Genomic DNA, 14150 nt, shown 5'->3' on the forward strand with positions numbered 1-14150 from the left:
TGCTTCTCCAGTTATCTCTACACTTATAATCAATCTATAGAGCAATCACGTTTCGAAATACTAAACAGATGAGCAGATTAATATTAGCTATCATCCCTGACTAGTTCCAAAGCAACGTTTTCCTTCACCATAATGCTTCGTTCTATTTTTGGCAAAGTAACTGAGTCTTGTAAAGAGGGCCTGGTATTTGTTCTCGAAGTCGTATTTATTTTGTTCTAAATAATGCGTACCTTTATAAACAAGTTGAACCAACCTATCTGCATTATCAACACACTCTCCAAGTGCGCTATTCCATGCATCCATAATGAGTCTTGCTAAACTTTCTTCATTATCTCTATAACCGCTACTCCAATACCTATCTTTATTAAAAAACAGGACAAGGTGATAGTGGTCATTTGTAGTTTTATTCCTTTCCCTACACCAAACATACCGTAGGTGACATGGATATACCCTTTTACCACTCGCTTTCATTCTTTTTTCTTGCGCTTTTATTTTTGCCTTCAAGGATTCAAAGAATCGTTTAATGATATTTTTTTGATTAAATGTATTGTTCAAAATCTCATCTCTGAAAAGTATGTCTTTTTCACTGTCAGAAACAGGAAGTCTCAGATCCAGTCTTAACGCATGAACTCTCTTATAGTCTTTTAATACTTTAGACATGGTTAATATAATACGATCTAGATAGTGTGTATTGAGTTGATCGACCGGATAAAGAACCTCTAAACCTTTGTAAGTATAAGTCATCATTCATTCTCTTTGGTATTCATCCAAAGATATGAATTACTGTGTTATTTAATACATGGTATTTAAGGAGAGCATATCAATTCTACTAAGGTAGACTGTGTAGGATATGAGTACTTAGTTAAGTTAGTGTGTACGGTTAACTATATATTTAATTATGTATGTATGTATTTATGTATGTATATTAACCATACCAACATATCTAGTAAGCGTTAATTCTAAGCCCCCTGTACAACACATGCGAAAGAGCGACTCTGAAGTTAGCTACAACCATGAATGATTAGTGACAATCAACTTTTAACTTACATCACTGAAAAAACTACATTGTAGTTTTGAAAGATAAAGGTTGAGCAGATTGAAACTACATTGTAGTAAATGTAAGATACTGGCTGATAAAAATTACTATTTAAGAGGGTTTAATTATGGAAGATTACGATGTAATGATTAAAGATGAAAACATGGGAAAGTTCTATACTAACCAGCTATCAACACATGGTATTAGAGCAGTATGGGAAGAATCATTAAGTATTAAAGAAAATGAAAGTATAATAAATGCTGCTCTTAAATCATATTCATTTGAAGATTGCAAAAGGATTGTCGGGAAAATAGAAGAAAAATACAATTCAATTTTATACATAAAAAATGAAATACGAAAAAATGAAAGATTTTGTAATTTTTCATGGTTTTATATTCAAAAAAAACTATCAGGAAAACTATCATTAAATCCAAATGGAAGCAGTTTTAAAGAAAGAGTAGACTGGGTAATATCATATATAAGAAAGGTAAATAGAAGCAAACATAGCCATATTGAACTAGAGAGGGGTATTGTAAGAAAGTGGTATTTATCACTTGATAAAACTGAGATCATTTCATGGTTGAAAGATGATGAAGAAAAAATAAAGTGGGCATGGAGCTACATACTTAAACATGAGCCTTTGGTTATTAAATACATTTGGAATAATAAAAACTCAACGCAAGACCTGAAAGATTTCATTATCGCTTTTTTTGATGCAATTGAAGAGAACAAAAGAGAAATCACTATTAAAAGGATAAAAAAGGCATGGGATCAAAAGAAGTTTAGAGATAAAGTTCAATCTAAAAAGCAATATTGTATAAACTTATCTGAAAGCAGCAATGAAAAACTTAAAGCTATATCAATTTCAAAAAACATGAAAAGAAATAAAGTTATAGAATCACTCATAAATAATGAATACTTAAGGCTATAGGAATCTCGCTGTATTGCTTTTAATACTCATATTAGTTTACTTAATCGTCTCCTATTTGATTTAAGTTAATAGTGTACATAAAAATTTATGTCTATACTGGGCACATTGGTTACTAGCACGAAATTTCCATGAAACAATCTCTACAGATCTGGCTTGAAGCCGCTCGTCCAAAAACATTACCTCTGGCATTGGTCTCTATCTTAACTGGTAGCGTACTCGCCTACTCGGCAGGTCATTTTTCACTGACAATTGCCATCATGGCTTTCGTAACCGCGACATTGCTGCAAATTCTGTCCAACCTGGCAAACGACTATGGCGATGCCGTTCAAGGTACAGATAACGACAAACGCCTCGGTCCATTACGAGCGATGCAGTCTGGCGCGGTAAGTGCGAAACAGATGAAACACGCGATTATCTTTAACATCGTTCTGACCGCAATCTCAGGCTTGGTGTTAGTTTTCTATTCACTAAGTTCACTGGAAAGCATTGTTACTTTTATCGGGCTGGGAATTTTGGCCATTCTCGCCGCCATTGCTTATACCATGGGTAGCAAACCATACGGTTACGTGGGGCTTGGCGATATATCAGTATTCTTGTTTTTTGGTTTACTCGGCGTATCCGGTACCTACTTCTTGCATACTGGTCACGTAGACACCACGCTATTCTTACCTGCTTTAGGCTGCGGTTTACTCGCCGTTGCAGTCCTCAATATCAACAATATGCGTGATATAGAGAACGACCGAGAGTGTGGTAAACGCACGGTGGCGGTACGCTTAGGTCAACGTAAAGCCAAACAGTACCACTTTATTTTACTTGGCGGAGCTATCCTTGCCTTTGCGGCTTACTTGTTAATTCAAGACAAACCCGTTTGGATTAGCTTGCCATTCTTACTTAGTATTTATTTCGTGGCCGATCATGGTAAAGCGGTTTGGCATACACAAAAGCCTGCTCAAATAGCACCAATGATGCCAGTCATCGTGAAATGCTCTCTAGTCACCAACGTTTTGTTTGCAACAATTGTGGTAGCTCAAACTCTAGTAAGTTAAAAAAGGATTGTCATTGCATTGACTTAATGCCTAGATATACTCAAAGACAACCAATTTCTGTTTAGAAAGGTACGCTATGGAATACAATACCTCAGCACTCTGTGATATCTACCTCGATCAGGTAGATGTGGTTGAACCAATGTTCAGTAACTTTGGCGGTCGCGCTTCATTTGCCGGGCAAATCACCACCATCAAGTGTTTTGAAGATAATTCGTTGATCCGCGAGACATTAGAGCAAGATGGACTTGGTCGCGTTTTGTTAATTGACGGTGGCGGTTCCCTACGTAAAGCCCTTATCGATGCAGAAATCGCAACCATTGCGGAAGAAAACGAGTGGGAAGGCATTGTCGTTTACGGCTGTGTTCGTGAAGTAGATGAACTTGAAGATATGAACTTAGGCATTCAAGCCCTCGCCTCTATTCCTGTTGGAGCGACCAGCCAGGGTATTGGCGAATTAGATGTACCAGTCAACTTTGGCGGCGTCAGCTTCTTACCTGAAGATTATATTTATGCCGATAGCACCGGAATTATCCTATCGCCTGAACCATTGAATATTGATTTAGAGCTGGATGAAGAAGCATAGCGAGTCTTAGGTGTCTAAGTTATAGGGTTTTCTCTTAGCTATTAGCACCTAGCCTTGTCTTAACATTTTCTACTTCCCTAAAACACAAACACCCGCTTAACGCGGGTGTTTTTAATTTGGAATGAAGAAGCCGAATTATTCCACTTCGTCCATTTTGCCAAGTAGTGCACGAATGCGCTCTTGCCATTGTGCGTGCTCTTGCTGTGCTTGTTGTGCTTTTTGCTCTAGCTCTTCACGTTGAGAGCGAAGCTCGTTCGCTTCTTCCGCAAGTTTAGCTTTATCTTCTTTCAGCTCTTCGACTTCCATCTGAAGAAGAGTGATTGTGTCAACTGCAGTTTGAATTTTAGATTCTAGTTGTTCTAGTACTTCAAAAGACATCTTGGCCTACCTATGTTATTCCGTTGGGACGATGTGCGAGATTGATGCACACCTAACCTATATAAGGTTCATTCTACTCAGCGTCGCGATGAGAAACACTCACTATATTCGATATTTTGCATCATTCGGTCAAAAAATCAGCGCAATCTCACTAAACGCTGACTTTTCTTGTCGCCGAAGCATTTTTGAGCAAGGATTTTGCGTCTCGCTACGCTGAAAATCGCCCTAAGTATTGATCAAATTCAAGTTAGATAAAGTAAAAGCCTCGCAAAAAGGCAAACGTTTACTCGACCTTGTGATAGAATCGCCGCGCAAATTCTTCTTCCCTCTTGCTTACTTGGAGACATCATGAAACGCGATTTAGCAATGGCATTTTCCCGTGTGACTGAAGGTGCAGCCCTGGCTGGTTACAAATGGCTTGGCCGTGGCGATAAAAACGCAGCCGATGGCGCAGCTGTTGAAGTTATGCGCACGCTACTGAACAAAACAGATATCAGTGGTGAAATTGTCATTGGTGAGGGTGAAATCGATGATGCGCCAATGCTGTACATTGGTGAGCAAGTGGGTATTGGTGGTGATGAAGTAGATATTGCAGTCGACCCGATTGAAGGAACGCGTATGACAGCAATGGGACAATCGAACGCACTAGCCGTACTTGCCGCAGGTGAGAAAGGCAGCTTTCTTAAAGCGCCAGATATGTACATGGAAAAACTGGTTGTTGGTCCTGGTGCAAAAGGCGTAATTGACTTAGAAAAACCGTTAAAAGAAAACCTAGAGAACGTAGCAAAAGCCCTGAACAAGCCACTTGATACCCTAGTCGTTATTACCCTTGCGAAACCTCGCCACGATAACGTTATTGCAGAAATGCAAGCAATGGGCGTGCGTGTCTTTGCGGTGCCTGATGGTGACGTGGCTGCCTCTATTCTGACTTGTATACCAGACAGTGAAGTGGACCTGATGTACTGTATTGGCGGTGCGCCAGAAGGGGTTGTATCAGCAGCAGTAATTCGAGCGCTAGACGGTGACATGCACGGTCGCTTACTTCCTCGTCACGAAGTAAAAGGCGATAGTGAAGAAAACCGCATTTACGGCGCAGATGAACTAAAACGCTGCGATGAAATGGGCGTAAAAGCGAATGTTGTCCTTAAAATGGAAGACATGGCTCGTAGCGACAATGTGGTATTTTCAGCTACAGGCATCACTAAAGGTGACTTGCTGGAAGGTATCTCTCGTCAAGGCAATATTGCAACCACAGAAACGCTGCTCGTGCGCGGTCGATGCCGAACTATTCGCCGCATCAAATCGACTCACTACTTAGATCGTAAAGATCCAGAAGTACGCGATATTATTCTTTAAGCATTTCTCGAGGCTCTCGCTCAGTCTGAGCTTGAGCCTTTCTTTCCGCACAACCGGGCAATAGATTCTGAATCACACTCGTTTCTCACTGTTCAGAGTGTATATATTGGTTCGCATAAAGATAGCACCTACAAAGCCACACTCAAATTAAGTCAACACTTTTCTTTACTAACCCTATCGCGCATAATATCTACTGACGTATAAATGGTGGGTATATGAAGACCGTAGATAGGATATTGCAAATCGTTAAGCGTGATGGTTCCGTCACTGCAAAACAACTCTCCTCTGAGCTAGGTATGACAACCATGGGGGCTCGTCAGCACCTGCAAGGTTTAGAAGATGATGGCATTCTTTCTATCCATGACGTAAAAGTAAAAGTTGGCCGCCCTGCTCGTCATTGGTCTCTCACTCAAAAAGGTCATGAGCAATTTGCTGACCGTCACGGTGAGTTGACCATTCAGTTTATAGAAGCTGTCGAACATATCTTTGGCAAAGATGGACTGGAAAAAGTCACATCAGAAAGGGAAAAACTCACGTTACAAAGTTATCGTCAGCATCTTAAGCAATGCGACTCTCTGCAAAGCAAACTAGAAACACTCGTCACATTAAGAGAGCAAGAAGGCTATATGGCAGAGCTCGAGAAAGATGAGAACGGATTTATCTTGATCGAAAATCACTGTCCGATTTGTAAAGCCGCAACTCGCTGCCCAAGCTTGTGCCAATCAGAATTAAGTGTCTTTCAGTCTTTACTTGGACATGACACCAAAGTAGAGCGTACCGAGCACATCATTAGCGGCCAAAGACGCTGCGTTTACCGCATCCAACAACAGCAGTAACCACCACAACCAAACATCGATATGCCGCACTTATTCAATCTAACGCCTGAAAGCTTCTCTTATAAGTGAGACAGCTGAAGAATTCATCCTCTCTCCTCTTTCTAGTGGTATAGGCTTTTAGTAACTAAAGGCAATTTCTATAAGGATTTGGAGAGCATCGATGTCTACTCTACGTCATATCCCACCCCAAACGCTTCCTCCATTCGATGAAATGGTTCGAATGGCAGAGCGAGACCCAGAAGCTTTTGAGCAATTTCGTCATGAGATGGCGAAAGAGATGATCGAAAGCGCATCAGAAGATATGAAAGAAAGATTGCGGGCTCAACAAAGCCACATTGATAGAGTCATCAGCACGTGTAAAAACCCTCATCACACCAATGTGGTATTGATGAACGAGTTGCGAAAACAGGTCGTAAAGTTCAAAGCAGCGCTAGAAGGGGAAGCGGCACCGACACAAAAAGCGGATGTGGTTAGCTTAAACGCGTTTAAAGATAGGGATGATTTTTACTAAGAGAGGAATAAGACTCTAGAATCCTAGAGCCTTATTCAAAGAACATAGAGCTATACTTACTCCGGCTCAGGGCCATATTGGTTTGGTCCTGATGTCCCCTTTAAGAAACCACATTCAATTAGAATCCATAAACCACAAATCAGAGAAATGGAAGCGACGAACATCTGTGGGGTAGACGGCTCTTGCGCGGCAGGGTTAGTCATTGGCGTGGCAATTCGTCCTATAATCAACGGAATATTCAGTGCTAGCCAATAGATCGATTTGTTGCGGTCGTGCCAACGCTTGGCGGTGATCGTCAAATCAGGGATCAACAGAACCACCAAGAAAATAGGAAGAAGCACATAAGAGAGAGTAGGAAGCAGTTGGCTGATACCGGCACCAAAGCCTAGAATGGACACATAGTAAATTACGTTCCAAATCCAGTAGGTTTTACGGTCTATACGTCCTTGAAAAGAAAACAGTAACTCTTTAGTCGACATCAAATTTACCCCAAAGTAGAAAGGTTATAGATTAGCCGAGTCGATATAGTTTGGAAAGGACACCGATAACTTGGGTGCCCACAACGTCCTTATAACAAGCAGAGCCAGGCTGAGAATTCGTAACAATAACCCCTCGCTATTCTCGGGCAATTCAGCGCAACCTAGTTCACTACCTTTTGGAAGCTATCTATATCCATGTCTCGGATATTGACCGTTAAACTGTGTACGTGACTGGCTTGCTCTTGAAGTGTCGCCATCAAGGCTCGTGACAGTTCTCGCTTTTGTTCTTGGGAGCGGCCAGATAACAAATCAAAGCTGATATGGATAAAGTCGAGGCTATCTCCCTCCTCCCCTATTAACCAATTGTGGCACCGGAGCGTTCTAGATTTCACAGACGCGAGTTCAAAAAGGCCACTATCTAACGCAGCTTTATGTAAGTCTTCCAGCAAACCTTGTACATTGACTCGCTCTTCCACTGAGTTCGAATACTCTAAAACTAAGTTTGGCATTTTGATTCCTTTCTACAACATAATAAATTCAGTGCGTAGTAATACCAATCTAGCCAGCAATTTCCGAGGAATGAACTATCATTCTGTCTACGCGATCACCAATCGATTGCTTTTAACAAAAATAACAGGATCGATGCTTGGTCGAATCAGTGAAGAAAGCCGGACAAGACATGACGCCAATCATGATCTGTTCACATTATTCTGTTATATTCCTACGTAGATTTTTTACATTAATAGACTATTTACATTAAAAATAAGGGAGATATTCCTATGCGTCGTCCTGTAGTGATGGGTAACTGGAAACTAAACGGCAGCAAAGCAATGGTAACTGAGCTGCTAACTGGTCTTAACGCTGAGCTTGAAGGCGTTGAAGGTGTTGACGTAGCAGTAGCTCCACCTGCACTTTACCTAGATCTGGCTGAGCGTCTAATTGTTGAAGGCGGTAACAAGATCATCCTAGGTGCTCAAAACACTGACCTAAATAACAGCGGTGCTTTCACTGGCGACATGTCTCCAGAAATGCTGAAAGACTTCGGTGCTTCTCACATCATCATTGGTCACTCAGAGCGTCGTGAATACCACAACGAATCTGACGAGTTTATCGCTAAGAAATTCAACTTCCTAAAAGAAAACGGTCTAACGCCTGTTTTCTGTATCGGTGAATCTGAAGCTCAAAACGAAGCTGGCGAAACTGAAGCAGTATGTGCACGTCAAATCAACGCAGTTATCGACACTTACGGTGTTGAAGCTCTAAACGGCGCAATCATCGCTTACGAACCAATCTGGGCTATCGGTACTGGTAAAGCAGCAACAGCTGAAGATGCACAACGCATCCACGCTTCTATCCGCGCACTAATCGCAGCGAAAGACGAAGCAGTTGCAGCACAAGTAATCATCCAATACGGCGGTTCTGTTAAGCCAGAAAACGCAGAAGCTTACTTCTCACAACCAGACATCGACGGTGCTCTAGTTGGTGGCGCTTCTCTAGACGCTAAGAGCTTCGTAGCTATCGCTAAAGCAGCGGCAGCAGCTAAAGCTTAATTTCGCTTTTTATTAAGCAGAAATAACAAAGGGATGCATCACGCATCCCTTTTTGTTTACTTACGATCTAGTGAGTTCTGTCATTCCGAGGAGCCTAAGCGACATCAGGAATCTACTAACCGCACGCACCCAAATCAAACCAACAAAACAACAGACATAACCTATAAGAATCCCGTCATTCCGAGGAGCCTAAGCGACATCAGGAATCTACTAACCGCATGCGTTAAACCCAAAGTTAAGTAACGAAAAACACCTTACATCAAAACAAAGAACCTAATCGCACTTCCAGTTATTCCCACTCAATTCCATCCAACCAACGAACTCTATTCACTTACCCTGCCCTCAGATTTAGTATTGACCTATGCTTGTTCAAGGAGGAGCAGTCGACATGACAACACCAATATCAGACATCGCCAGTGTGATTCACCATGATGGGAAACATACCGTCACTGGCTCTTGTCATGAATTGAAACTGCCACACGGCAGCATCTTGATCGATTGCGGACTCTTTCAAGGCAAAGACATCCATTTTGGCAACCGCAGGGCATCATTGGATATTGAGTTTCCGGTTAAACACATCAAAGCACTAGCCCTGACTCACGCTCATATCGATCATATTGGACGCCTACCTTGGTTACTGGCTGCTGGATTTAAAGGTCCCATTTACTGCACCAAAGCAACAGCCGAACTGGTACCGCTCATGCTAGAAGATGGATTAAAACAGCAATTGGGTTTGAACTTCCATCAGCGTCAACAAGTCCTCAATGTCATTAAAAAACAGCTAAAACCCCATGACTACCAACAATGGCTGCCACTTGGTAAACAATGTTACCTGCGCTTTCAGCCTGCGGGGCACATTCTTGGTTCCGCTTACGTGGAATTCAAACTCCCCAATCATGAAATAATCGTGTTTTCCGGCGATCTAGGTCCGTCCAATACCCCGCTCTTACCCGATCCAAAGCCGCCAAAGCGTGCCGACTATTTGTTCATCGAGTCCACATACGGCAACAAAGAGCATGAAGCCATTGCCACTCGAACTGAGCGCTTGAACACCATTATCGATCACGCACTGCAAGACGGTGGTGTTATTCTGATCCCAGCTTTCAGCGTAGGACGTACACAGGAGCTGTTATTCGATATTGAACAGCTGATTCACCAACGCGACTTGTCGTCTTCTTTGCCAATTATCCTAGACTCACCGCTTGCGAAAAGAGTCACGAAGACCTACCGCCGTTTCAAAAAACTGTGGGGAAAAGAAGCAAAACAAAAGCTCAACAATCATCGTCATCCCCTCGCTTTTGAACAATGCATTACCGTGGAAAACCATCGAGAACATCAAGCATTAGTAAATCGACTAGCCTCTACCGATGAGCCTGCGATTGTCGTCGCGGCATCCGGTATGTGCGAAGGAGGAAGAATCGTCAATTACTTAAAAGCACTCTTACCAGACAAAAGAAATGATGTGTTGTTTGCGGGCTATCAAGCGCAAGGAACCTTGGGTCGAGAAATCCAATCAGGCAGCCACTCGGTGGATATCGATAATCAACCAATCGAAGCCAACGCGCAGATCCATACCATCTCTGGATATTCTGCACATGCAGACCAAAGCGATTTATTGAAGTTTGTTACTGGTATTCCAACACAGCCAAAAGTATTGCATTTGATACATGGAGAGAAAGAAGCAAAAAAAGAGTTAGGAGAGAAATTGGAAGCAGAGGGAATTGAGGTGGTTTATTAAACTAATATCAGCCGACATTAGAACGATACAATCTAGTTCTTACTTATTGTTAATGAGTGAAAACAGCATAAGAATTTGAATATCAACGTGCTTTAACTAAGCTTTGTACGTCAGCAAGCCATGTTAAAGCACATTGGTAACGAGACTGAACAACTATGCTGGTTCAGCAACCTTTACGGTTGGTGTTTTAGCAAGCTCATCACTAGACGCTTTTTTATATAGGTTCTCGTAGCAGTAGTTTGTCGCCTCGATGTAACCTTCTACACTACCGCAGTCAAAACGCTGACCTTTAAATTTGTATGCGATAACACAGCCAGATTGCGCTTGTTGCATCAATGCGTCAGTAATTTGGATTTCTCCACCTTTGCCTGGCTCTGTATTTTCGATAAGTTCGAAAATATCTGGAGTTAAGATGTAGCGACCAATAATTGCTAAGTTGCTTGGTGCTGTACCTGGCTCAGGCTTTTCTACCATGCTGTCAATACGGAAGATGTCATCTTTGATAATCTCACCAGCAATCACACCATATTTATGGGTTTCAGTTTCTGGAACTTCTTGAACCGCAACGATAGAGCAACGGAACTGCTTGTACAGCTCAACCATTTGCGCTAATACGCCCTGCTCTTCATTCACACAAAGGTCATCTGCTAGTACAACAGCAAATGGCTCATCACCCACCAACTCACGACCAGTCAAGATAGCATGACCAAGACCTTTCATCTCACGTTGACGGATATATGTGTAACTCGCTGAATCAATCAAAGAACGGATATCGTCCAACAGTGCTTCTTTGCTTGTTCCTGAAATTTGATGTTCCAACTCATAGTTTTTATCGAAGTGGTCCATCAAAGAGTGTTTGCCACGACCAGTGACAATGCACATACCATTCATGCCAGCTTCAATGGCCTCTTCAACACCGTATTCGATCAATGGCTTGTTAACCACTGGCATCATTTCTTTCGGCATGGACTTAGTTGCAGGTAGGAAACGAGTACCGTAACCGGCTGCAGGAAATAGACACTTTTTAATCATTTGAGTATTAACCTAGCTATTCATAAAAAACGAGGCTTTCGCCTCGTTTGGTATTTATTTATTGTAGAAATCTTTATACCAAGACACGAACTCAGCAACGCCCTCTTTGACGGTTACTTGTGGCTTGTAACCTGTTGCAGCAAACAGATCTTCTGTATCTGCGTAGGTTTGATAAACATCGCCTGGCTGCATCTCACGGAAGTTTTTCTTCGCTTCGATACCAAGCTCATCTTCAATCGCTTTAACAAAGTCCATAAGATTGATTGGAGAGCCGTGACCAATGTTGTAAACCGCGTAAGGCGCAGAACTACTTGCCGGAGTCCCCCCCTCAACCCTCCAGCTATCATTGCGAACTGGAAGTACGTCGGCAATACGAACTACACCTTCAACAATATCGTCTACATGGGTGAAATCACGCCACATGTCACCATTGTTATTAATATCGATGGTGTCGCCATCCAGAATCTTCTTGGTAAAGATGAACGGTGCCATATCTGGGCGGCCCCAAGCGCCATAAACGGTAAAGAAACGCAGACCGGTGGTCGGAATATCATAAAGGTGAGAATAGCTGTGAGCCATCAACTCATTGGATTTCTTTGTCGCAGCGTACAAAGAAACAGGATGATCAACTGTATCTGATGTTGCAAATGGCACTTTAGCATTTAATCCGTACACAGAGCTCGATGAGGCATACACCAAATGCTGCACTTGATTCTGGCGACATCCCTCAAGAATATTGAGGTGACCAACCAAGTTTGAATCAGCGTACGCGTGTGGGTTCTCTAATGAGTAGCGAACGCCGGCTTGCGCGGCTAAATGAATGACTCGATCAAACTTTTCTGCAGCAAACAATTGCGCCATCGCTTCGCGATCTGCGATATCCACATTCACAAATTTGAACAATGGATTTTCAATACGGGCTAGCCGTGCGTGTTTTAGGTTCACATCGTAGTAATCGTTCAGGTTATCGATACCAACAACCTCATGACCTGCTGCATTAAGCTTTTCTGCGGTCGCGCTACCAATAAAGCCTGCCGCACCTGTTACTAAATACTTCATTATAAATAAGCCTTTAAAGATAAAGGCCAGTCACTGATGAACTGGCCTTGGTTATTCTAAATAATATTAATCACTACCAAATAAATCGCGAGTGTAAACTTTGTTCGCAACATCGGCGAGCTCTTCAACCATACGGTTAGATACGATCACATCCACCGTTTGTTTAAACTCGTTTAAATCTTTAATAACGCGTGAATTAAAGAACTCTTGCTCTTTAAGTACTGGCTCATACACCACCACTTCAATGCCTTTGGCTTTAATGCGTTTCATGATGCCTTGGATAGAAGAGGCGCGGAAATTGTCTGAACCCGCTTTCATGATTAAGCGGTAAATACCAACCACTTTTGGCTGACGCTTAATAATAGAATCCGCCACAAAATCCTTACGAGTACGGTTCGCATCCACAATCGCACCAATGATGTTGTTTGGCACTTCTTGGTAGTTCGCAAGCAGCTGCTTGGTGTCTTTTGGCAAACAGTAACCACCATAACCAAATGATGGGTTGTTATAATGATTACCGATACGAGGATCTAAGCCAACACCTTCAATGATCTGACGAGCGTCTAAACCGTGTGCTTCGGCGTAGGAGTCTAGCTCATTGAAGTACGCCACACGCATAGCAAGGTAAGTGTTAGAGAACAGTTTAACTGCTTCTGCCTCTGTAGAGTCAGTAAAGAGAACTTGGATATCTTCTTTTACTGCACCTTCTACTAATAAACCTGCAAACATTTCTGCACGCTCACTGCGCTCACCAACGATGACACGTGATGGGTAAAGGTTATCGTATAGCGCTTTACCCTCTCGCAAGAATTCTGGGGAGAAGAGAATATTCTCGCAATTCAACTCTTGTTTGATGCGCGCCGTATAGCCAACTGGTACGGTTGATTTGATCACCATGACTGCATCTGGGTTAATCGCCATCACATCTTTGATGACGGCTTCTACAGAAGAGGTATTAAAATAATTGGTGGTTGGGTCGTAATCGGTTGGTGTCGCAATAACCACATACTCTGCATCACGATAAGCAGATGCTTTATCTGTCGTTGCCACAAAGTTTAATGTTTTATTGGCAAGAAAATACTCGATCTCTGCATCCACAATTGGCGATTGCTTGTTGTTCAGCAATTCGACTTTTTCTGGGATGATATCAACTGCGACCACTTCATGATTTTGGGCTAACAACATAGCGTTAGAAAGCCCTACATAGCCGGTCCCCGCAACTGCGATTTTCATGGGTTAATCCTTCATTTTATTTTTGCTAAAGAATATCAGAATTTGTAGTAAAGATCCTAGGGTCCTAGGGGCCTAGAAAGAGTTTGTTGGAGGTTTGGGTATTTCAATGGGTTTTGAGGAAGTTATTTGAATACAGGACGCTTCGAATACAGAATTGGAATCATCATCACCAACTGTGTCATTCCAGGGAGCCTTGGCGAGACTAGGAATCTATTCCCCGCACACCTTAATCCCAGTTCGTAGCCTTGACGCTTTCAAACTCGGCTCGTAGATTCTGAATCACGTTCGTTCCTCACTGTTCAGAATAACGGCTATTTTCGCGCCCCCTTAAATATGAGGAGGGGCGTCATTCCAACGAGCCTTAGCGAGATTAGGAATCTTA

General features: G+C 42.3%; 15 protein-coding genes. 8 read left to right on the forward strand and 7 right to left on the reverse strand.

What is annotated here, in order from left to right; translation table 11 throughout:
• Positions 1 to 90: 90 nt before the first annotated feature.
• Positions 91 to 747 carry an inovirus Gp2 family protein gene (locus R7Z78_RS13455; RefSeq protein ID WP_169644243.1) on the reverse strand — a complete coding sequence of 219 codons (657 nt, stop codon included), beginning with the start codon at positions 745 to 747 and terminating at the stop codon, positions 91 to 93.
• A 416-nt stretch (positions 748 to 1163) separates the two neighbouring features.
• Between R7Z78_RS13455 and R7Z78_RS13460 the strand changes: the two genes are divergently transcribed.
• The 3 genes from R7Z78_RS13460 (at position 1164) to rraA (ending at position 3596) form a co-directional block, all read left to right on the forward strand.
• A complete protein-coding gene (locus tag R7Z78_RS13460) occupies positions 1164 to 1967 on the forward strand; it encodes a hypothetical protein (protein ID WP_169644245.1) in 804 nt (267 codons plus the stop codon).
• A gap of 128 nt (positions 1968 to 2095) precedes the next feature.
• Positions 2096 to 3013: a 1,4-dihydroxy-2-naphthoate polyprenyltransferase gene (locus R7Z78_RS13465; RefSeq protein ID WP_169644247.1), complete on the forward strand. Its 918-nt coding sequence runs from the start codon at positions 2096 to 2098 to the stop codon at positions 3011 to 3013.
• A gap of 76 nt (positions 3014 to 3089) precedes the next feature.
• Positions 3090 to 3596, forward strand: a complete 507-nt coding sequence (rraA, locus tag R7Z78_RS13470) for a ribonuclease E activity regulator RraA (RefSeq protein WP_005379537.1) — start codon at positions 3090 to 3092, stop codon at positions 3594 to 3596.
• A gap of 135 nt (positions 3597 to 3731) precedes the next feature.
• Here rraA and zapB read toward each other — a convergent pair whose 3' ends face one another.
• Entirely contained in the window at positions 3732 to 3974 is a 243-nt protein-coding gene (zapB, locus tag R7Z78_RS13475) for a cell division protein ZapB (RefSeq protein WP_005379536.1), read from the reverse strand.
• A gap of 348 nt (positions 3975 to 4322) precedes the next feature.
• On the opposite strand from zapB, the gene glpX reads away from it, so the two are divergent.
• The 3 genes from glpX to R7Z78_RS13490 all read left to right on the forward strand — a co-directional run bounded on the left by glpX (position 4323) and on the right by R7Z78_RS13490 (position 6677).
• The gene (glpX, locus tag R7Z78_RS13480) at positions 4323 to 5330 is read left to right on the forward strand and encodes a class II fructose-bisphosphatase (RefSeq protein ID WP_169644249.1); all 1008 of its coding nucleotides are present in this window, start codon (positions 4323 to 4325) and stop codon (positions 5328 to 5330) included.
• 215 nt (positions 5331 to 5545) lie between these two features.
• Positions 5546 to 6166, forward strand: coding sequence for a helix-turn-helix transcriptional regulator (locus R7Z78_RS13485; protein ID WP_140362769.1), 621 nt, complete (start codon positions 5546 to 5548; stop codon positions 6164 to 6166).
• A 160-nt stretch (positions 6167 to 6326) separates the two neighbouring features.
• A complete protein-coding gene (locus R7Z78_RS13490; protein WP_104975797.1) occupies positions 6327 to 6677 on the forward strand; it encodes a DUF3135 domain-containing protein in 351 nt (116 codons plus the stop codon).
• 56 nt (positions 6678 to 6733) lie between these two features.
• Here R7Z78_RS13490 and R7Z78_RS13495 read toward each other — a convergent pair whose 3' ends face one another.
• Together R7Z78_RS13495 and R7Z78_RS13500 are read right to left on the reverse strand one after the other, a co-directional pair.
• Positions 6734 to 7156: a DUF805 domain-containing protein gene (locus R7Z78_RS13495; protein WP_169644251.1), complete on the reverse strand. Its 423-nt coding sequence runs from the start codon at positions 7154 to 7156 to the stop codon at positions 6734 to 6736.
• 161 nt (positions 7157 to 7317) lie between these two features.
• Positions 7318 to 7665: a 5-carboxymethyl-2-hydroxymuconate Delta-isomerase gene (locus tag R7Z78_RS13500; protein ID WP_169644253.1), complete on the reverse strand. Its 348-nt coding sequence runs from the start codon at positions 7663 to 7665 to the stop codon at positions 7318 to 7320.
• Positions 7666 to 7935: 270 nt separating this feature from the next.
• Between R7Z78_RS13500 and tpiA the strand changes: the two genes are divergently transcribed.
• Together tpiA and R7Z78_RS13510 are read left to right on the forward strand one after the other, a co-directional pair.
• Entirely contained in the window at positions 7936 to 8706 is a 771-nt protein-coding gene (gene tpiA, locus R7Z78_RS13505; protein WP_017635987.1) for a triose-phosphate isomerase, read from the forward strand.
• Positions 8707 to 9094: 388 nt separating this feature from the next.
• A complete protein-coding gene (locus R7Z78_RS13510) occupies positions 9095 to 10444 on the forward strand; it encodes an MBL fold metallo-hydrolase RNA specificity domain-containing protein (RefSeq protein WP_169644255.1) in 1350 nt (449 codons plus the stop codon).
• 153 nt (positions 10445 to 10597) lie between these two features.
• Here the strand turns inward: R7Z78_RS13510 and galU are convergent, their stop codons facing one another.
• The 3 genes from galU to R7Z78_RS13525 form a co-directional block, all read right to left on the reverse strand.
• On the reverse strand, positions 10598 to 11476 hold the full coding sequence (gene galU, locus R7Z78_RS13515) for a UTP--glucose-1-phosphate uridylyltransferase GalU (RefSeq protein WP_169644256.1): 879 nt from the start codon (positions 11474 to 11476) through the stop codon (positions 10598 to 10600).
• Positions 11477 to 11530: 54 nt separating this feature from the next.
• The gene (locus R7Z78_RS13520; protein ID WP_169644257.1) at positions 11531 to 12535 is read right to left on the reverse strand and encodes an NAD-dependent epimerase; all 1005 of its coding nucleotides are present in this window, start codon (positions 12533 to 12535) and stop codon (positions 11531 to 11533) included.
• A gap of 66 nt (positions 12536 to 12601) precedes the next feature.
• Entirely contained in the window at positions 12602 to 13768 is a 1167-nt protein-coding gene (locus R7Z78_RS13525) for a nucleotide sugar dehydrogenase (protein WP_169644259.1), read from the reverse strand.
• Between the last annotated feature and the right edge of the window lie 382 nt (positions 13769 to 14150).

Origin of the sequence: Vibrio sp. 1167 (assembly GCF_033340375.1) — a bacterium.
Classification (GTDB): Bacteria; Pseudomonadota; Gammaproteobacteria; order Enterobacterales; family Vibrionaceae; genus Vibrio; species Vibrio alginolyticus.